The organism is Amycolatopsis australiensis, from assembly GCF_900119165.1.
Taxonomy (GTDB): Bacteria; Actinomycetota; Actinomycetes; order Mycobacteriales; family Pseudonocardiaceae; genus Amycolatopsis; species Amycolatopsis australiensis.
Genome location: NZ_FPJG01000006.1, coordinates 3,504,720 through 3,523,468 on the forward strand (window position 1 = coordinate 3,504,720; position 18,749 = coordinate 3,523,468).

Annotated in this window: 18 protein-coding genes; 12 read left to right on the plus strand and 6 right to left on the minus strand. The window is 71.0% G+C overall.

The genetic code is table 11. The features are described from left to right. Positions 1 to 37 precede the first annotated feature (37 nt). From BT341_RS18005 to BT341_RS18035, 7 genes are all read left to right on the plus strand, one after another. On the plus strand, positions 38 to 628 hold the full coding sequence (locus BT341_RS18005; protein WP_072477407.1) for a TetR family transcriptional regulator: 591 nt from the start codon (positions 38 to 40) through the stop codon (positions 626 to 628). Positions 629 to 757: 129 nt separating this feature from the next. Further along, positions 758 to 2,149: a trigger factor gene (gene tig / locus BT341_RS18010; protein WP_072477408.1), complete on the plus strand. Its 1,392-nt coding sequence runs from the start codon at positions 758 to 760 to the stop codon at positions 2,147 to 2,149. A gap of 138 nt (positions 2,150 to 2,287) precedes the next feature. Next, positions 2,288 to 2,896, plus strand: a complete 609-nt coding sequence (locus BT341_RS18015) for a ClpP family protease (RefSeq protein WP_072477409.1) — start codon at positions 2,288 to 2,290, stop codon at positions 2,894 to 2,896. 25 nt (positions 2,897 to 2,921) lie between these two features. Beyond that, the gene (locus BT341_RS18020) at positions 2,922 to 3,575 is read left to right on the plus strand and encodes an ATP-dependent Clp protease proteolytic subunit (protein WP_072477410.1); all 654 of its coding nucleotides are present in this window, start codon (positions 2,922 to 2,924) and stop codon (positions 3,573 to 3,575) included. A 233-nt stretch (positions 3,576 to 3,808) separates the two neighbouring features. Then, complete coding sequence (clpX, locus tag BT341_RS18025) at positions 3,809 to 5,104, plus strand: ATP-dependent Clp protease ATP-binding subunit ClpX (RefSeq protein WP_072477411.1); 1,296 nt, start codon at positions 3,809 to 3,811, stop codon at positions 5,102 to 5,104. Between the two features lie 47 nt (positions 5,105 to 5,151). Further along, the gene (locus BT341_RS18030) at positions 5,152 to 5,556 is read left to right on the plus strand and encodes a hypothetical protein (protein WP_072477412.1); all 405 of its coding nucleotides are present in this window, start codon (positions 5,152 to 5,154) and stop codon (positions 5,554 to 5,556) included. A 52-nt stretch (positions 5,557 to 5,608) separates the two neighbouring features. Beyond that, positions 5,609 to 6,529 (plus strand): sensor histidine kinase, encoded by a 921-nt coding sequence (locus BT341_RS18035; RefSeq protein ID WP_072482023.1) that lies wholly within the window; start codon positions 5,609 to 5,611, stop codon positions 6,527 to 6,529. Between the two features lie 9 nt (positions 6,530 to 6,538). Here BT341_RS18035 and BT341_RS18040 read toward each other — a convergent pair whose 3' ends face one another. Together BT341_RS18040 and BT341_RS18045 are read right to left on the minus strand one after the other, a co-directional pair. Continuing rightward, positions 6,539 to 7,519 carry an alpha/beta hydrolase gene (locus tag BT341_RS18040; protein WP_072477413.1) on the minus strand — a complete coding sequence of 327 codons (981 nt, stop codon included), beginning with the start codon at positions 7,517 to 7,519 and terminating at the stop codon, positions 6,539 to 6,541. A gap of 80 nt (positions 7,520 to 7,599) precedes the next feature. Further along, complete coding sequence (locus BT341_RS18045) at positions 7,600 to 8,307, minus strand: TetR/AcrR family transcriptional regulator (RefSeq protein ID WP_072477414.1); 708 nt, start codon at positions 8,305 to 8,307, stop codon at positions 7,600 to 7,602. A gap of 73 nt (positions 8,308 to 8,380) precedes the next feature. On the opposite strand from BT341_RS18045, the gene BT341_RS18050 reads away from it, so the two are divergent. Beyond that, complete coding sequence (locus tag BT341_RS18050; protein WP_072482024.1) at positions 8,381 to 9,817, plus strand: carotenoid oxygenase family protein; 1,437 nt, start codon at positions 8,381 to 8,383, stop codon at positions 9,815 to 9,817. On the opposite strand, the gene fdhD is transcribed toward BT341_RS18050, so the two are convergent. Next, on the minus strand, positions 9,814 to 10,638 hold the full coding sequence (gene fdhD, locus BT341_RS18055; protein ID WP_072477415.1) for a formate dehydrogenase accessory sulfurtransferase FdhD: 825 nt from the start codon (positions 10,636 to 10,638) through the stop codon (positions 9,814 to 9,816). The genes BT341_RS18050 and fdhD overlap by 4 nt on opposite strands. 104 nt (positions 10,639 to 10,742) lie before the next feature. On the opposite strand from fdhD, the gene BT341_RS18060 reads away from it, so the two are divergent. The 4 genes from BT341_RS18060 (at position 10,743) to BT341_RS18070 (ending at position 14,555) form a co-directional block, all read left to right on the plus strand. Next, positions 10,743 to 12,098: an L-lactate MFS transporter gene (locus BT341_RS18060; RefSeq protein ID WP_072477416.1), complete on the plus strand. Its 1,356-nt coding sequence runs from the start codon at positions 10,743 to 10,745 to the stop codon at positions 12,096 to 12,098. Continuing rightward, complete coding sequence (locus BT341_RS47320; protein ID WP_425426482.1) at positions 12,098 to 12,223, plus strand: MFS transporter small subunit; 126 nt, start codon at positions 12,098 to 12,100, stop codon at positions 12,221 to 12,223. The genes BT341_RS18060 and BT341_RS47320 overlap by 1 nt, the downstream gene beginning before the upstream one ends. Positions 12,224 to 12,281: 58 nt before the next feature. Beyond that, positions 12,282 to 13,688, plus strand: a complete 1,407-nt coding sequence (locus tag BT341_RS18065) for an LCP family protein (RefSeq protein ID WP_072477417.1) — start codon at positions 12,282 to 12,284, stop codon at positions 13,686 to 13,688. A 252-nt stretch (positions 13,689 to 13,940) separates the two neighbouring features. Beyond that, positions 13,941 to 14,555, plus strand: a complete 615-nt coding sequence (locus BT341_RS18070) for a hypothetical protein (protein WP_245805009.1) — start codon at positions 13,941 to 13,943, stop codon at positions 14,553 to 14,555. Here BT341_RS18070 and BT341_RS18075 read toward each other — a convergent pair. The 3 genes from BT341_RS18075 to BT341_RS18085 all read right to left on the minus strand — a co-directional run bounded on the left by BT341_RS18075 (position 14,546) and on the right by BT341_RS18085 (position 18,722). Beyond that, positions 14,546 to 16,852 carry an FdhF/YdeP family oxidoreductase gene (locus BT341_RS18075; protein WP_072477418.1) on the minus strand — a complete coding sequence of 769 codons (2,307 nt, stop codon included), beginning with the start codon at positions 16,850 to 16,852 and terminating at the stop codon, positions 14,546 to 14,548. The two genes, BT341_RS18070 and BT341_RS18075, sit on opposite strands and share 10 nt — an antisense overlap. Before the next feature lie 43 nt (positions 16,853 to 16,895). Continuing rightward, positions 16,896 to 18,197, minus strand: a complete 1,302-nt coding sequence (locus tag BT341_RS18080; RefSeq protein ID WP_072477419.1) for an MFS transporter — start codon at positions 18,195 to 18,197, stop codon at positions 16,896 to 16,898. 87 nt (positions 18,198 to 18,284) lie between these two features. After that, positions 18,285 to 18,722, minus strand: a complete 438-nt coding sequence (locus BT341_RS18085; RefSeq protein WP_072477420.1) for a MarR family winged helix-turn-helix transcriptional regulator — start codon at positions 18,720 to 18,722, stop codon at positions 18,285 to 18,287. Positions 18,723 to 18,749: the final 27 nt, after the last annotated feature.

Genomic DNA, 18,749 nt, shown 5'->3' on the forward strand with positions numbered 1-18,749 from the left:
CGGCCAGCGGAACGTTAGCGGCGGGTAAGCTCGCCTTGTGAAGGCCGTCACCCCTCCCGTCCCGCTGCCGACGCGGGAGCGCCTGCTCGACGCGGCGGCCGACGTCCTGCAGGCCGACGGCTGGGCCGCGCTGACGATGGGCAAGCTGGCCGCGCGGGCCGGCGTGAGCAGGCAGACGGTCTACAACGAGCTGGGCTCCAAGGCCGAGCTCGCCGAGGCGCTGATGCTGCGCGAGACCGACCGCTTCGTCGAGCGGGTCGGCGGCGACGTCGCCGCGCACCCCGGCGACCCGGTCGGCGGCGTCACCGCCGCGTTCCGGCACACGCTCGAAGCCGCCCGCGAGAACCCGATGGTGGAGATCGCCCTCGGCGGCAGCCAGGGCGGCCGCGACGACTTCCTCCCGCTGCTCACCTCCCGGCCCGAGGCCGTGCTCGACCGGGCCGTGGAGGCGGTCGCGGCGCTGTTCGCGGGCGGCTACCCGGAGGTCGCGCTGACGGCGTCGGAGTGGGCGGTGGCGGTGGAGACGTTCGTCCGGCTGCTGCTTTCCTACCTGGTGCAGCCCAGTGGCTCGGTGGAGCAGGCGAGCGGCCGGATGCGCTGGGTGATCGGCCGGATGCTGGGGCGCTGACGCCGCAGGCGGCCCCCGGCCCGGCGGCCACGGCCACTGGCCTAGACTCGGACGTCCCGGTCTGCAGGTGACCAGGGGCCATTCCGGCAGGATTGTCCAACCACATCGTTACCGCTCGAGGAGAAGACCTTGAAGAGCACCGTCGAGCAGCTCAGCCCGACGCGAGTCAAGATCAATGTCGAGGTGCCGTTCGACGAGCTCAAGCCGAACTTCGACCGCGCCTACCGCAAGATCGCCCAGCAGGTGCGCATCCCGGGCTTCCGGCCCGGCAAGGCGCCCGCTCGCGTCCTGGAAAGCCGGATCGGGCGTGGCCCGGTGCTCGACGAGGTCGTCAACGAGGCCATCCCGGCGAAGTACATCGAGGCGGTCCGCGCGAACGAGGTCCGCACGCTCGGCAACCCGGAGTTCGACGTCACGAAGCTCGAGGACCGCGACGTCCTCGAGTTCACCGCCGAGGTCGACGTGCGCCCGGAGATCACGCTGCCCGACCTGGACGGCTTCGCGGTCACCGTCGACGACGTCGAGCTGACCGACGCGGAGGTCGACGAGCAGCTCGACGAGCTGCGCGCCCGCTTCGGCACGCTGACCGGCGTCGACCGCCCGGCCGAGAACGGCGACTTCGTCTCGATCGACCTGTCCGCGACCGTCGACGGCCAGCCCGTCGAGGAGGCGAGCACCACCGGCCTGTCCTACGAGATCGGCTCCGGCCAGCTCGTCGACGGCATCGACGAGGCGATCATCGGCTCGAACGCCGGCGACACGAAGACGTTCACCACCCAGCTCGTCGCCGGTGAGCACGCCGGCAAGGACGCCGAGGTCACGGTGACCGTCCAGTCGGTCAAGAAGCGCGAGCTGCCCGAGGCCGACGACGAGTTCGCCCAGATGGCCAGCGAGTTCGACACGATCGAAGAGCTCCGCAACGACCTGCGCGAGCGCCTCGCCCGCGTCAAGAAGATGCAGCAGGGCGTCCAGGCCCGCGACAAGGTGCTCGACGAGCTGCTCGAGCGCACCGAGGTCCCGATCCCGGAGAAGGTCCTCGACGCCGAGATCGAGAACCGCAAGCACGACGCGATCCACCCGTTCGACCACGACGAGGCCCAGTTCGCGAAGGCCCTCGAGGCCGAGGGCCGCACGCTCGAGGAGTTCGACGCCGAGACCCGCGCCGAGTCGGAGAAGGCCGTCCGCACGCAGCTGCTGCTGGACACCATCGCCGACAAGGAAGAGGTGTCGGTCAACGACGGCGAGCTGACCGAGCGGATCATCTACCAGGCCCAGCGCTTCGGGATCAGCCCGGACGAGTACGTCCAGCGCGCCCAGCAGTCCGGCCAGCTGACCGCGATCTACGCCGACGTCCGCCGCGGCAAGGCGCTCGCGTCCGTGGTCCGGAAGGCGACCGTCACCGACGGCTCGGGCGCCGAGGTCGACCTCTCGGAGCTGTTCGGCAGCGACGAGCCGGCCGCCGACGAGGCAACCCAGGAGACGCAGGTCACCGACGAGGCGGCGAAGACTCCCGCGGAGTGAAGCTGTGAGCGAACTTGGGCGGTGTCGGGCATTCCGCGCCGCCCGAGTTCGTTAGGGTCGGTTACAAGATCTCAAGCATCTGAAACGACAGCGGCGGCCGTCAGCACCGGGCCGCCGCCGGCGAAAAGGCAGGCAGACGTGACGCAGCACACGCCCGAGGCGCGGACCGGCACCGCAGGGCTCAACCTCACCGACTCGGTGTTCGAGCGGTTGCTCCAGGAGCGCATCGTCGTCCTCGGTTCGGAGGTCAACGACGAGGTCGCCAACCGGATCACCGCGCAGCTGTTGCTGCTCGACGCGGACGACGCCGAGTCCGACATCCGCTTCTACATCAACTCGCCGGGTGGCTCGGTCACCGCCGGTTTCGCGATCTACGACACCATGCAGCTGATCCGCCCGGACGTCGCGACCTACGCGATGGGCATGGCGGCTTCGATGGGGCAGTTCCTGCTCTCGTCGGGCACCCGGGGCAAGCGCTACGCGCTGCCGCACGCCCGCATCCTGATGCACCAGCCCTCCGCCGGTGTCGGCGGCACGGCGTCGGACATCGCGATCCAGGCCGACCTGTTCAACAAGTGGAAGCGGGAGCTGGCCCAGATCACCGCGGACCAGACCGGCCAGACGGTCGAGCAGATCATCAAGGACGGCGACCGCGACCGCTGGTTCACCGCGCAGGAGGCGAAGGACTACGGGTTCGTGGACCACGTCCTCACCGCCGACATCGTCCGCCGCCAGGGCTCGAACTGAGCCGAAGCACACAGGAGACTCGATCATGAGCAACTTCAGGCTCCCGGGTGACTTCCAGGGCCCGAGCGTCCCCCAGTCGCGGTACATCCTGCCGTCGTACGTGGAGCGGACCAGCTACGGCGTCAAGGAGTCGAACCCGTACAACAAGCTGTACGAGGAGCGGGTCATCTTCCTCGGCGTGCAGGTGGACGACGCGTCGGCGAACGACGTGATGGCCCAGCTGCTGCACCTCGAGCACGAGGACCCGGACCGCGACATCCTGATCTACATCAACTCGCCGGGTGGCTCGTTCACCTCGCTGATGGCGATCTACGACACGATGCAGTTCGTCCGCCCGGACATCCAGACCTACTGCCTGGGCCAGGCCGCCTCGGCGGCCGCGGTCCTGCTGTCGGCCGGCACGCCCGGCAAGCGCTACGCGCTGCCGAACTCGCGCGTGCTGATCCACCAGCCGGCCACCGAGGGCACCTACGGGCAGGTCTCCGACCTGGAGATCCAGGCGAACGAGATCCAGCGGGTGCGGCGCCAGATGGAGGTCATCCTGGCCAAGCACACGAACAAGGATCCCGACCAGATCAAGGCCGACATCGAGCGGGACAAGATCCTGACCGCCGAGGAAGCCAAGGCGTACGGTCTCATCGACGAGGTGCTGCCGTACCGCAAGGCGTCGGCTCTGTAACAGATCCGCCAGGCCGGTGTGTGTCGAGAAGACGACATACACCGGCATCCTGGTTTAGGGTCGTCCTCTGACGTGCTCCCGGCGCCTGTGGGTGTTCCCGCTCACGGCATCGGACGGGTACCGTCAGTGGCAATGCGTGAGGCTCCGCCCGGTCGTGCGTGACCGGGGGGTCGCAGCGTCGCAACACAGTCAGGCGCGCCAAACCCGCGCCGGAGGGGACGAGGTCAACGGCCATGGCACGGATCGGTGACGGCGGAGACCTGCTGAAGTGTTCTTTCTGCGGGAAGAGCCAGAAGCAGGTGAAGAAGCTCATTGCCGGCCCCGGGGTCTACATCTGCGATGAGTGCATCGACCTCTGCAACGAGATCATCGAGGAGGAGCTGGCCGAGGCCGGCGACGTCAAGCTCGACGAGCTGCCCAAGCCCGCCGACATCCACGAGTTCCTCGAGCAGTACATCATCGGGCAGGAGGACGCCAAGCGGACTCTCGCGGTAGCGGTCTACAACCACTACAAGCGGATCCAGGCGGACGACAAGGCCGGGCCGAAGGACTCCAAGGAGGAGTCGGTCGAGCTGGCCAAGTCGAACATCCTGATGCTCGGCCCCACCGGGTGCGGCAAGACCTACCTCGCGCAGACGCTGGCGAAGCTGCTGAACGTGCCGTTCGCGATCGCGGACGCCACGGCGCTGACCGAGGCCGGGTACGTCGGCGAGGACGTCGAGAACATCCTGCTCAAGCTCATCCAGGCGGCGGACTACGACGTCAAGCGGGCCGAGACCGGGATCATCTACATCGATGAGGTCGACAAGATCGCCCGCAAGAGCGAGAACCCGTCGATCACCCGCGACGTGTCCGGCGAGGGTGTCCAGCAGGCGCTGCTGAAGATCCTCGAGGGCACCACCGCCTCGGTGCCGCCGCAGGGCGGCCGGAAGCACCCGCACCAGGAGTTCATCCAGATCGACACGACGAACGTGCTGTTCATCGTGGCCGGCGCGTTCGCCGGGCTGGAGAAGATCATCAACGAGCGGGTCGGCAAGCGCGGCCTCGGCTTCGGCGCGGAGATCCGCACGAAGTCCGAGATCGAGGAGAGCGACGTGTTCTCCGACACCATGCCGGAGGACCTGATCAAGTTCGGGCTGATCCCGGAGTTCATCGGCCGGCTGCCGGTCGTGGCGACGGTCAGCCACCTGGACAAGGAATCGCTGGTCAGCATCCTCACCAAGCCGCGCAACGCCCTGGTGAAGCAGTACAAGAAGCTCTTCGAGATGGACAACGTCGAGCTCGAGTTCACCAAGACCGCGCTCGAGGCCATCGCCGACCAGGCGGTCCTGCGCGGCACGGGTGCCCGCGGGCTGCGCGCCATCATGGAAGAGGTGCTGCAGCCGGTCATGTACGACATCCCGAGCCGCGACGACGTGGCGAAGGTCGTGATCACCGAGCAGACCGTCCGGGAGAACGTGAACCCGACGATCGTCGCCCGGCAGCCGACGCGGCGCGCGCGCAGCGAGCGCGGCGAGAAGTCGGCCTGAGGCCGGGCGTCTCCGGGCCCCCGGCCCGGACCCGACAGGAAAGCTGAATGACTGCTGACTCCATCCCGGGTTCCGGGGGCGCCGCCCCCGCCGGTGGCGTGCAGGCACCGCCGCCACCGGACCCGGCGCCGGCGCCCGCCGGGCCCGTCCTCGGGTTCCGCGAGCTGAGCGAACGCGTCATCGCGTCCGCGTCCGACCGGTACCCGTGGCTGAACCGGGTGCTGATGGGCATGCTGGCCGTGTTCACGGGCACCTGTGTCGTGGCCGTGGTGGCGCGGCTGTCGCCGTTGCCGCTGATCCCGATCCCGTTGTTCCTCGTCGGCGGCTACGCGTTGTGGCGCGCCCGCGCGGTGACCGAGCGGCGTGCGTTGTTCAACTGGGTGCTGCTGTTCGGCGTCGCGACCATGGTCGGGTTCTGGCTGATCTCGGTCGTCGGCCGATGGGTCGGATAACCGGGGACGTCCGGAGCGTTTCGGTTGGGTGGCGGCTGGGTAGCCCATGTCCGTGGTAGATGCCCTCAGACCCTTTCGGCATCCGGCACTCTTCTACCGTGGTGACTCTGAGTACCTCGACGGTGTCATTCCGTTTCTGCTGGACGGTCTCGACCGGGGCGAACCCGCCGCCGTCGCCGTCCCGGGGCCGAACCTGCTGCTGATCGAGAAGGCCCTGGAAGACCGTGCCCCCGAGGTCCGGCTGATCGACATGCACCGCGCGGGCCGCAACCCCGGAGCGATCCTGCCGTCGGTGCTGCTGGCGTTCGCCGGCGAGCACCCGGGCCCGGTGCGGATCGTCGGGGAGCCCATCTGGGCCGGCCGCAGCGACGTCGAGTACCCGGCGTGCGTGCAGCACGAAGCGCTGATCAACGACGCGTTCGCCGGGCGCGACCTGGCGGTGCTCTGCCCCTACGACATCGCGGCGCTGCCGCCGGGCGTGCTCGCCGACGCCGAGCGCACCCACCCGGAGGTGTGGGGGCCCGCCGGGTCGTTCGACAGCGCCCGGTTCGACCCGGACGGCGTCCGCGCGGACTTCACGCGGCCGCTCGACCCGCCGGCCACCGCGGTCGAGCGCGGGTTCGATCTCGGGCAGCTGGCGTCGCTGCGCGGGTTCGCGGAGATCTGGGCCGCCCGCCACGGCCTGCGCCGCCCCCGGCGGGACGACTTCGCGCTGGCGGTCGCCGAGCTGACGACGAACAGCATCCTCTACGGCGGCGGCGAGGGCGTCCTGCGGCTGTGGGCCGAGGACGGGCAGGTGGTCGGCGAGGTGACCGACACGGGCACGATCACGCACCCGCTGGCCGGCCGCGTGCCCCCGGACGCCACGACCCTGGGCGGCCGCGGCCTGCTGCTGGTGAACCGCCTGGCCGACCTGGTGCGGACGTACTGGGTCCCGGGCCGCACGACGACCCGGGCCTACTTCCACTGCTGACCGCGCGGGTCAGTCCGCGCGGGGGACGTGCTTGCCGAGGAAGCTGATCACGCTCGGCACCACCGTGCGGTTGAACGGGTCGCCGTGCTTGCCGTGCGCCGTGTGGGCCACCGCCGGGTGCGCGGCCTCGATGTAGCGGCGGACCCCCGTGATGAACGAGTCCTCCGTGCCGCACCAGATGCCGTTGGCGACGGTTTTCGTCTCGTCGATGTGCCGCAGCGGGTCCAGGGCCGTCCAGTCCTGGACGCCGGTGAAGATGTGCCGCTTGGCCATCTCCGGCCACGACGTGATCAGCGCGGGGGCCAGCGTCGCGACCGCGGACGGCGGCTGGCGCCGCTCCACCCGGCGGCGCGTGTACACCAGCGCGCCGAACCCGCCCATCGAGACGCCGGTGCAGGCGAACGGCAGCCCGCTCGGGCCGGCGAAGCCGCGGGCCCGCAGCCACTGCGGGACCTCCTCCAGCAGCATCGCCATCGGGTCGTCGCCCGGGTGCACCTGGTGCCAGTAGTTGTCGCCGCCGTCGACGGCCACGAACCCGAACGCCGGGACCGCCTTGCGGGCGACGTCGCTGGCCAGCTGCTTGAGCGTGCCCGTCGGGGCCGCGCTGCGGGCGTTGCCGTGCAGGCCGTGCAGCATCAGCGACATCGGCAGGCCGCGCGGCGGGGTCTTGGACGGCAGGATGAACACCAGGTCGACCATCCGCCCGCGGGCGGCGGAGTAGACGCGTTCGACGCGGGTGCTGCCCAGCTGGGTCGTCGGGTTCGACGAGGTCACGCCCACCGTGCGCTGCAGGGCCTGGCTGAACGGCAGCTTGCCGGTCGCGGTGCCGACGGCCAGCCCGGTCACGGCCAGCCCGGACGCGCCCGCGATCAGCACGGACCGGCGGCTGAGCCACCGCCGGGCGTCGCGGACCGCCGCCGCCCCGGCGGTGACCCGGGGCTCGTCCCCGGGCGGCGCGGCGTCGCCGCGGTCCCCGTTTTCGTCGTTCACCTGTCTCCGTCCCCCGCCTGCCACCTCTTCAAGACGCCGCGGACCCGTTCCGCGTTCCCCTCGCGTCCCTGTTCGCCGGGTTAGTCGTTCTCGGGCTGCCCGGCGTTTCGGGTTCTCGCTCGCCAGGTCGTTTTGGCGGCCTCGGCGGAGCGTCGCGCCCTCTCCACAGTGTCCCCGAGACCGACCGCGAGCGTGATCCCCAGGGGTACCAAAATGTGGTCGATGCCCTGTTCGCCGGCGCCGAAGTGGCCGGACGCCTCCAGCGTGACGAAGCCGTGCAGGGCGCTCCAGAGCTGGGCGGCGGCCTGGTACTTGTCCGCGGGCCGGAACCGGCCCGCGTCGATGGCCCGCTCGGTGGCCCGGACGATGTGGCCGAACGCCTCCAGCCCCTCCCGGGCGGCTTCGCGGCCCTCCTCGGTGGTGAGGTCCGACAGCGTCGCGCGCTTGCCGCCGGGCGCGGACTGGCCGAACGTCACCGCGAACAGCTGCGGGTGCTCGGCGACGGTCTGCCGGTAGGTCCGGGCCAGGCCGAAGATGTCCGCGACCGGGTCATCGGTCGCGCCGGCCCCGGCCAGTGCCGCGCTGAGCCGCAGGAAGCCGGTGCGGGCGACCTCGTCGACCAGCGCCGCCATGCCCCCGAAGTGGGTGTACACCGCCATCGTCGAGACCCCGACCTCCGCGGCCAGCTTGCGGGCCTGCAGGGCTTCGGGGCCGCCTTCGCCGAGCAGCCGGATGGCCGCTTCGACCAGGCGGTCTTTGACGTCGTTCGCGCGCGGCTTCGGGCTCATGCTTGCCAGTATCCCATAACCCTGTTATACCTGGAGTCATAACCGCGTTATGAGCAGCTTCGGAGGGGTCGGCATGGGCAACAAGTTCCTCGAAGGCAACTTCGCCCCGGTCAGCCGGGAGCACACGATCACCGACCTGGCCGTCACCGGGCGCATCCCGGACTTCCTCGACGGCCGGTACCTGCGCAACGGGCCCAACCCGCTGTCCGAAGTGGATCCGGCGGCCTACCACTGGTTCATGGGCGACGGCATGGTCCACGGCGTGCGCCTGCGCGACGGCAAGGCCGAGTGGTACCGCAACCGGTGGGTGCGCAACCCGGCCGTCGCGGCGGCGCTGGCCGGCGAGGACCCGAGCCGCTTCTGCGGGCTCGACGCGCTCGGCGCCAACACCAACGTGATCGGCCACGCCGGCAAGACCCTCGCCCTGGTGGAGGCGGGCGCGCCGATCTACGAGCTGACCGAGGAGCTCGGCACCGTCGGGCGCTGCGACTTCGACGGCACGCTCCCCGGCGGCTACACCGCCCACCCGAAACGCGACCCGCGCACCGGCGAGCTGCACGCCGTCTCCTACTTCTTCGGCATGGGCAACAAGGTCCAGTACTCGGTGATCGACGTCCACGGCCGCGCCCGCCGCACGGTCGACGTCGAGGTGACCGGGTCGCCGATGATGCACGACTTCTCGCTGACCGAGGACCACGTCGTGTTCTATGACCTGCCGGTGACCTTCCATGCCGGGAGCGCGGTGGCGGCGAGCGTGCCCGGCGCGCTGCGGACACCCGCGAAGCTCGTGGTCTCGGCCATGGTCGGCAAGGTCCGCGTGCCCGATCCGATGACGGCGATGATGACCCGCAAGATCGGCGCGAACGGCGGCCTGCCCTACCGCTGGAACCCGAAGTACCCGGCGCGGATCGGCGTGATGCCACGCGAGGGCGGCTCCGGCGACGTCCGCTGGTTCGAGGTCGAGCCGTGCTACGTCTTCCACCCGCTCAACGCCTACGACGACGGCGACAGCGTCGTCCTCGACGTCGTCCGCCACCCGAAGATGTTCGACACCGAGCTGCACGGCCCGGACGAGGGCGGCCCGACGCTGGACCGCTGGACCGTCGACCTCACCGCGGGCAAGGTGCTGGAGGAGCGGCTCGACGACCGGGGCCAGGAGTTCCCGCGCGTCGACGAGCGGCTCGTCGGCCGCCGCCACCGCTACGGCTACGCGATGTCGGCCGACGGCGGCGCCAACCCGGGCGGGTCGCTGTTCAAGCACGACTTCCGGACCGGCCGGCGGCAGGAACGCGCGTTCGGCGCGGGACGGCAGCCGGGCGAGTTCGTGTTCGTGCCGTCCCGCGAAGACGCGGCCGAGGACGACGGCGTGCTGCTGGGCTTCGTCTTCGACCCGGCGACGCAGCGCAGCGACCTGACGATCCTGGACGCGGGCACGCTCGACACCGTGGCGGCGATCCACCTGCCGGACCGCGTGCCCCACGGCTTCCACGGCAACTGGGTGGCGTCCTAGAGCAGGATGCGGTGGTCCCCGGTGTAGAGGTTCATCGAGTCGCCGCGCAGGAAGCCGACCAGTGTCATGCCGTTCTCCTCGGCCAGCTCCACGGCCAGCGACGACGGTGCCGACACCGCGGCCAGCAGCCCGATCCCGGCCATCGCGGCCTTCTGCACCAGCTCGAACGACGCCCGCCCGGACACGAGGAGGCCGTGTCCGGGCGCGGGGACGCGGTTCTCGAGCACGGCCCAGCCGAGCACCTTGTCGACCGCGTTGTGCCGCCCGACGTCTTCGCGGACGACGTCGATCTCGCCGTCCGGCGTGAACAGCGCCGCCGCGTGCAGGCCGCCGGTGCTCGCGAAGACCTTCTGCCGGGCGCGGAGCGCGTCCGGCAGGGCCGACAGCGTCTCGCTCTTCACGGCGAAGGCCGCTTCGGCCGGCGAAAAGCGCGTGCGCAGCTTGACCGCGTCGAGCGCGGCCTTGCCGCAGACGCCACACGATGAGGTGGTGTAGAAGTTGCGCTCGACGCCGGTGTCGGGCGGCGCGACGCCGTCGGCCAGCGCGACGTCCAGCACGTTGTAGGTGTTGCGGCCCTGGTCGTCCACGCCGTCGCAGTAGCGGGCGGCAGCCACGTCTTCGCGGCCGCCGATCACCCCTTCGGACAGCAGGAAGCCGTGGGCCAGCTCGACGTCGTGGCCGGGCGTGCGCATGGTGACCGCCAGCGCCTTGCCGCCGACGCGGATCTCCAGGGGTTCTTCGGCGGCCAGCGCGTCGGGGCGGCGCCGGTCCCCGGTCGCGGAAATCCGCCGCACCGGCCTGCGCACGGTCACCCTGCCCATCCGTTCACCCTTCTCCGCCCCGATGTTTGACGCTCCAGTGGTGCAACACCGGGTTTTTGGTAATACATTCCCTCCATCATCCCCCAGAGTACGGAGGGAACCCGATGGCTCTCGGCTTCCTGGCCCGTTCCCGGATCGTCGCACCGCCAGGCTGGACGCGCTGGCTGGTGCCGCCGGCGGCCCTGTCGGTACACCTGTCGATCGGGCAGGCCTACGCGTGGAGCGTGTTCAAGACCCCGCTCGAGAAGACGCTGCACCTGAACGGCACGCAAAGCTCGCTGCCGTTCCAGCTCGGCATCGTCATGCTCGGGCTGTCGGCGGCGTTCGGCGGCACGCTCGTCGAGCGCAACGGCCCGCGCTGGGCGATGTTCGTGTCGATGTGCTGCTTCGCCAGCGGGTTTCTCATCTCCGCGCTCGGCGTGGCGACCGGCCAGTTCTGGCTGGTCGTCGTCGGCTACGGCGGGATCGGCGGGATCGGCCTCGGCATCGGCTACATCTCGCCGGTGTCGACGCTGATCAAGTGGTTCCCGGACCGGCCGGGCATGGCCACCGGCATCGCGATCATGGGCTTCGGCGGCGGCGCGCTGATCGCCTCGCCGTGGTCGTCGTCGATGCTGGGCACGAACCCGGCCGCCGGCACCATCGCGACGGCGTTCCTCGTGCACGGCATCGTCTACGCGGTGTTCATGTCGATGGGCTGGCTGCTCGTGCGGGTCCCGGCCGACGACTGGAAGCCGGCCGGGTGGGAGCCCAAGACCGACCACGGCGTCGCGATGATCACCACGGCCAACGTCTCGGCGGCGAACGCCATCAAGACGCCGCAGTTCTGGTGCCTGTGGATCGTCCTGTGCTTCAACGTCACCGCGGGCATCGGCATCCTGGAGAAGGCTTCGCCGATGATCGTGGACTTCTTCAAGAGCACGTCCACGCCGGTCGGCACGGCCGCGGCGGCCGGGTTCGTGGCCCTGCTGTCGCTGTGCAACATGCTCGGCCGGTTCGTCTGGTCGTCCACTTCGGACGTCGTGGGGCGCAAGAACATCTACCGCACCTACCTCGGGGTCGGCGCGGTGCTGTACCTGGTGATCGCGCTGACGCAGAACTCCTCGAAGCTCGTGTTCATCCTCTGCGCGATGGTGATCCTGTCCTTCTACGGCGGCGGATTCTCGACCGTCCCCGCGTACCTCAAGGACCTCTTCGGCACCTACCAGGTGGGCGCGATCCACGGCAGGCTGCTCACGGCGTGGTCGGTGGCCGGCGTGCTCGGCCCGCTGATCGTCAACCGGATCGCCGACAGCGAGAAGGCGGCGGGCAAGTCCGGGCCGGCGCTGTACCAGCTGTCCTTCTACATCATGATCGGCCTGCTGGTCGTGGGCTTCGTGGCCAACGAGCTGGTGCGGCCGGTGCGGGAGAAGTACCACGAGCCCGTGGGCGCGGGCGCGGCCGCGAGGAGTGAGGCGTGATGACCGAGCCCGCGTCGAAACCGAACCGGGTGCCGCTGATCGTGCTGGCCTGGGCGTGGGTCGTGTTGCCCTTCGCCTACGGCGTCTACCAGCTGTTCCTGAAGCTGGTGCAGCTCTTCGGCTAGTGGGTTGTGACCTGACTCACCCGTGCAGCAGAAGGCGGCCCGGCGACGTCGACAGGGCGTGCATCCTCTGGGGAAGATCGCCGTCGCCGGGCTCGCCCTCGTCGTCTTCTGCGGCACGGCGTACGGCTACGCCAACCTCCGCGCGCTCGACGACGTCACGCGCGACAGCGTGATCGACGGCGACGGCGGTGCGACGCCGGGGGAGCAGCCCGCCGACGGGTCGCTCGACATCCTGCTCGTCGGCCGGGACAGCCGGACCGACCAGCAGGGGAAGCCGCTGCCGCCCGACGTCCTGCGCGAGCTGCGGGCCGGCCCGAACGGCGACGACCTCACCGACACGCTCATCGTGCTGCGGATCCCGAACGGGACGAAGGACGTGAAAGCGTTCTCCGTCCCGCGGGACAGTTACGTGTCCATGCCCGGCGGCAAGGGCAAGATCAACGCGGCGTTCGGGCGGGCGAAGGCCGCGGAGGCGAAGCGGCAGCGTGAAGCGGGGGAGACCGACAAGCCGAAGATCGACCAGGCCGCCCTCACCGCCGGGCGTCGCGCGACGCGGCAGGCGGTCGAGGACCTCACCGGCGTCAAGATCGACCACTACGCCGAGGTCAACCTGCTCAGCTTCGCCGAGATCAGCAAGGCGGTCGGCGGCGTCGACGTCTGCCTGAACAAGGCCACGCGGGACGAGAACTCCGGCGCGGACTTCCCGGCCGGGCGGCAGCGGGTCCAGGGCGCCGACGCGCTGGCCTTCGTCCGGCAGCGGGACAACCTGCCGGGCGGCGACTTCGACCGCGTCCGGCGCCAGCAGGTGTTCCTCGCCGGGCTGGCCCGGCAGGTGCTCTCCGCGGGCACACTGGCCGATCCGGGCAAGCTGACCGGCCTCGTCGACGCCGTCAAGCAGACGGTGGTGCTCGACGCGACGTGGAACCTGCTCGACTTCGTCGCGCAGATGCGCGGGGTCAGCGGCGGCGGGATCCAGTTCGAGACGATCCCGGTCGTCAACCGCGACTACCGCTACGACCCGGCCAACCCGCGCGCCACCGCGGTGCAGGTCGACCCGGCCGCGGTGCGGCAGTTCGCCGCGAGCCTGATCGGGTCCGCCGCGCCGAAGGCCCCGCCCGCCGCGCCGGTGACCGTCGACGTCGCCAACGCGAGCCCGAAAGAAGGCCTGGCGGCCCGGGTGGCCGGGGTCCTGACCGCGCACGGGTTCGTCCAGGGCACGACGGGGAACACTGCCGCCCGCCGGACGTCCCTGGTCCGCTACCCCGCGGACCTCGCCCCACGCGGCGCGGAGGTGGCGAAGCTGCTGGGCGGGCTGGCGACGCAGGAGTCGGCGGAGGTGCCGGCGGGCCACATCGAGGTGGTGCTCGGCACGGTCTACGCGGGCCCGGGCACGAGCGGCGGCGGCAGCGCCCCGGCCGGCGGCGACGCGCCGATCACCTCCGACGGGGTCGTCTGCGTGAATTGACTTCGCGGGCGCGGGCTTTTTCGCGTCGCCACCTGAATTCGCGCGAATAATTTCCGCAAAACGGCGCAAGGTCGTTTTCCGGCGACCGGACCACGGCAGACCACCCGGGTGACTGGTCTTGACGCTGCCTTCCTGGTGAGGCAGGGTGCGGAGACCGTCGGCGGCAGCACCGCCCGGCGGACCGGAGGAAAGCCACCCGACCGGCGGCGACCCGGAAAGTCGATTTCAGGAAATACGGAAAGTCCGGAACATATGCGCACCAGCGTTGCCCGCGGCGGGTGGCTCCTTCCGGTGCTCGCTTCCGCCGTTCTCTGCACCGCGTGTCAGTCGGCGTCCGCTTCGGCGCACTACCCCGCCTCGATCGACGCGTGCAAGCTTGCCGGGCCCAGCCTCCACGACCGGCTCGCGCCCGGCACCGTCGAGGTCCCGGCCGGCTCGGTGAAGACGGCCGACGCGAAGGTCGTGCCGCAGGACCGCTCGACCGAGGGCAACGACCTCACCTCCTGCAAGCGCCTGTTCGCCCGCGACCTCGGCGGCGGCAAGCCCGACCTGCAGGACTACCGAGTCGTCACGATCGCCGTCGTCCGGTTCACCGACTCCGGCGCCGACAACGCCGCCACCCAGGCCCGTCAGCTGATGACCGACGCGCTCGGCGACCACTCGGGTGTCCGGCTCGCCACCGGGGTCGGCGACGAAGCCGGGTTCTCCGAGCAGTGGGCCGCCGTGCGCACCGGGAACGTGGTGCTGGGCCTGGCCATCGCCGACGGCGGCACGGAGGCCGCGCTGATCCCGCCGTCGACGGTCGACAACGTCCAGGCCGTGGTCACCGACATGACCAACACGCTGCAGCGCGACTATCAGGGCTGAGGCTCGAGCCGCACCACGACGGCCTTCGACACCGGCGTGTTCGACTTCTCCGCGACCGAGTCGAGCGGCACCAGCGCGTTGGCCTCCGGGAAGTAGGCCGCCGCGCAGCCGCGGGCCGTCGGGTAGGCCACGACGCGGAACGACGGCGCCCGGCGCTCGCCGTCACGCCACTCCGAGACCAGGTCCACCCGCGCGCCGTCGGCCAGGCCGAGCGCCGCGATGTCGTCCGGGTGCACCAGCACCACCCGGCGGGCGTTTTCGATGCCGCGGTAACGGTCCGACAGGCCGTAGATCGTGGTGTTGTACTGGTCGTGGCTGCGCAGGGTCTGCAGCAGCAGCCGGCCCTCGGGCGCCGTCGGATACTCCAGTTCCGACACCGTGAAGTTGCCCTTGCCGTTGGCGGTGCCGGTGAACTCGCGGGAGTCGCGCGGCGCGTGCGGCAGCACGAACCCGTCCGGCTCGCGGACCCGGCGGTTGTAGTCCGCGCAGCCCGGCACGACCCGGGCGATCCGGTCGCGGATCAGGTCGTAGTCGGTCTCGAACGTCCGCCACGGCACGGCGTGCCCGGCGCCGAACAGCTTTTCGCCCAGCCGGCAGAGGATGGCGACCTCCGAAAGCAGGTGCTCGCTCGCCGGCGCCAGGCGCCCGCGTGAGGCGTGCACCTGCGACATCGAGTCCTCGACCGTGACGAACTGCTCGCCGCTCGCCTGGACGTCGCGTTCGGTGCGGCCCAACGTCGGCAGGATCAGCGCGGTGCGGCCGTGCACGACGTGCGAGCGGTTCAGCTTCGTCGAGACGTGCACGGTCAGCGAGCACGAGCTGAGCGCCTTCTCCGTCAGTTCGGAGTCCGGTGTCGCCGCCGCGAAGTTGCCGCCGACGGCGAAGAACACCTTGCCGCGGCCGTCGCGCATGGCCCGGATCGCGTCGACGGTGTCGAAGCCGTGCTCGCGCGGGACGTCGATGCCGAACTCGGCGGAAAGGGCGTCGAGGAACGACTGCGGCATCTTCTCCCAGATGCCCATCGTCCGGTCGCCCTGGACGTTCGAGTGCCCGCGGACCGGGCACAGGCCCGCGCCCGGTTTGCCGATCATGCCGCGCATCAGGGCCAGGTTCGCGATCTCGGAGATCGTCGGCACCGCGTGCTTGTGCTGGGTGAGACCCATCGCCCAGCAGTAGATCGTGCGCTCCGAGGTGGCGATCATCCGCGCGACGCGCTCGATCTGCTCGCGCGGCAGGCCGGTCGCGCGCTCGACCTCGGGCCAGTCGATCTCGCGCAGGTGCTTCGCGTAGTCGTCGAAGCCTTCGGTGGCCGACTCGACGAACGCGCGGTCGACGACCGTGCCGGGTGCCTGCTCTTCCCAGGCCAGCAGCAGGTGCCCGACGGCCTGGAACAGCGCGAGGTCACCGCCGAGGCGGATCTGCGCGAACTCGTCGGCCAGCGGCGTGCCCTTGCCGGCGATGCCCCGGACGTTCTGCGGGTTCTTGAACCGCATCAGCCCGGCCTCGGGCAGCGGGTTCACGGCGATGATCTTCGCGCCGTGCCTCTTGGCCGTTTCGAGCGCCGAGAGCATCCGCGGGTGGTTGGTGCCCGGGTTCTGCCCGACGACGACGATCAGGTCGGCCTTGTGGATGTCGGCGAGGCTCACCGAGCCCTTGCCGACCCCGGTGGTGGCCGACAGCGCGGCGCCCGAGGACTCGTGGCACATGTTGCTGCAGTCCGGCAGGTTGTTCGTGCCGAAGGAGCGCACCAGCAGCTGGTAGAGGAACGCGGCCTCGTTGCTGGTGCGGCCGGAGGTGTAGAAGATCGCCTCGTTCGGGTCGGTCAGCGCTTTCAGCTCGCCGGCGACGACCGCGAAGGCGTCGTCCCAGGAGATCGGCTCGTAGTGCGTCGCGCCCTCGCGCAACACGAACGGCTCGGTGAGCCGGCCCTGCTGGCCCAGCCAGTAGTCGGTCTTCGTGCGGAGGTCGTCGATCGGGTGCTTCGCGAAGAACTCGCGGTCCACCCGGCGCCTGGTGGCTTCCTCGGCGACGGCCTTGGCGCCGTTCTCGCAGAACTCGGCCGGCTTGCGCTTCTCGCCGTCGATCTCCCGCGGTTCCGGCCACGCGCAACCGGGGCAGTCGAAGCCTTGGCGCTGGTTGAGCAGCCGCAGCGCCTTGACCGTCCGGCCGGTGCCCAGCTGCTCCACGGTACGCGCGAGCGACACGGCCACCCCGGGTATCCCGGCCGCCCAGCCCTTCGGCTTGCCCACTTCGAGGCGGCTCTCGTCAACGTCCTGCGCCGGCGCTTCACGGGTCATGTGCTCATGGTGCGCTTCGATGATCGCGGGACGCCAGCAGGGGTCACGCCGCTTCCGCGCGCAGGCCCCGGTCGGCGACGGTGATCACGAGCAGCAGCCCGCTGATGACGACCAGCGCGAGCGCGAGCCGGTGCAGGCCGGCCGAGTCGGCGTGCGGCCCGTAGCAGAGCGCGATGAGCGTCGAGGCCACGATCGCGCCGAGGTACTGGGCGGTGCGGAACAGGCCGCTCGCGGTGCCCATCTGGCCGGCGGGCGCCTCGCGGTAGAGCGTCGTCTGGTTCGCCACGCTCGTCAGGCCCTGCGCCAGGCCGAACAACGCGGCCAGCGCGAGCAGGGCACCCACCCGGGTGCCGTCGTGGACCAGCAGGAGCAGCGCCGAGCCGCCCACGAGCGCCACCGCGACCGTGACCAGCCGCGCCTTGATCCCGGACGCCCGCCCGGAAAAGGCCGCGGCGCACACCGCCGTGCCCGACATCGGCAGCAGCATCAGCCCGGCCGCCTCCTCGGACAGCTGCCGCGCCGTCTCCAGCCACTGCACGTAGCCGAACATGATCGCGTAGATCGCCATGAAGCTGAGCGCCTGACGCAGGTACGTGCGCAGGATCGCGCGGTTGGCGGCGAGCATCCGCAGGTCGAGGAACGGGTCGCCGCGGCGCAGCTCGACCGCGGTGAACGCGGCGCCGAACGCGGCCACGACGGCGAGCAGCCAGACCTCGGCGCCCGGGTCCATCAGGAAGAACAGCAGCGCGAGCAGGGTCGCGGAGAACAGGGCGATGCCCAGGACGTCGATCCGCTTGGCGGTGCGCGCGCCGCGGTCGTCCTTCGGCACCCACAGCAGCGCGAGCACCAGCGAGACGCCGGCGAGCGGGATGTTCACGGCGAAGATCGCGGGCCAGCCGAACAGGCCGATCAGCACGCCGCCGAGCGTCGGCCCGACGACCATCACGGTCTGGGCGGACATCGACAGCACCGACAGCACGCGGGCGGGCACGCCCTGGCCGGTTGCTTCGGCGTGGTGGCGCAGCACGGCCATCGCGGCCGGGAACCCGGCACAGGTACCCAGGCCGAGGACGACGCGGACGCCGGTCAGCCAGCCGACGGAGACGGGGATCATGCCGGCGATCCCGGCGGCGATCACCAGCGTCGCGCCGCCGAGCAGGACGCGGCGGGCGCCGTAGCGGTCCACCAGCAGGCCGACCACCGGCTGCCCGACCGCGGTGGCCAGGTAGAGCGCGGAGATCAGCCAGGCCGTCTGCCCGGGGCCGGCGCCGAAGCTCCGTCCGATCGGCACGAGCGCGACGGCGATGAGGGTCGAGTTGATCGGGTTGAGCACCGCGCCGGCCACCAGCGGGGTGACCAGGCGGGCGCCGAACTTGGCGGGAGCGGTGACGGTGCTCGTGAGGACTCTCCGTTCATTGCGGGCCGGCCGGATTCAGTGTTCGGCCACGCGCTGCAGCAGCGGCAGCGCGCGGGTGACGGCGTCGAGCTCGGCGGGGGACAGCTCGTCCAGCAGCGCCTGGGCCAGCCACTCTTCGCGGTGCTGCTGGATGCCGCGCACGGTGTCGCGGCCGGCGTCGGACAGGCTGATCACCACGCGGCGCCGGTCGGCCGGGTCGGGGGTGCGGGCGAGGTAGCCGAGCTCGTCGAGGACCCCGAGGGTGGCGGCCATCGACTGCTGCCGGACGTGCTCGGCGGCGGCCAGCTCACCCTGGGTGGCGGGGCCTTCGCGGTGCAGCCGGTTGAGCACGGCGGACTGTGACGGCGTCAGGATCCCGGCGTTGTCGACCTGCCGCAGCCGCCGGTGCAGCTGCCCGACGACGGCGCGGATCCAGCCGGCGCGCTCGGCGACGTGTGCGGGTACTTCGCCCATACACACAGTTTAACTGTACAGTCCAGG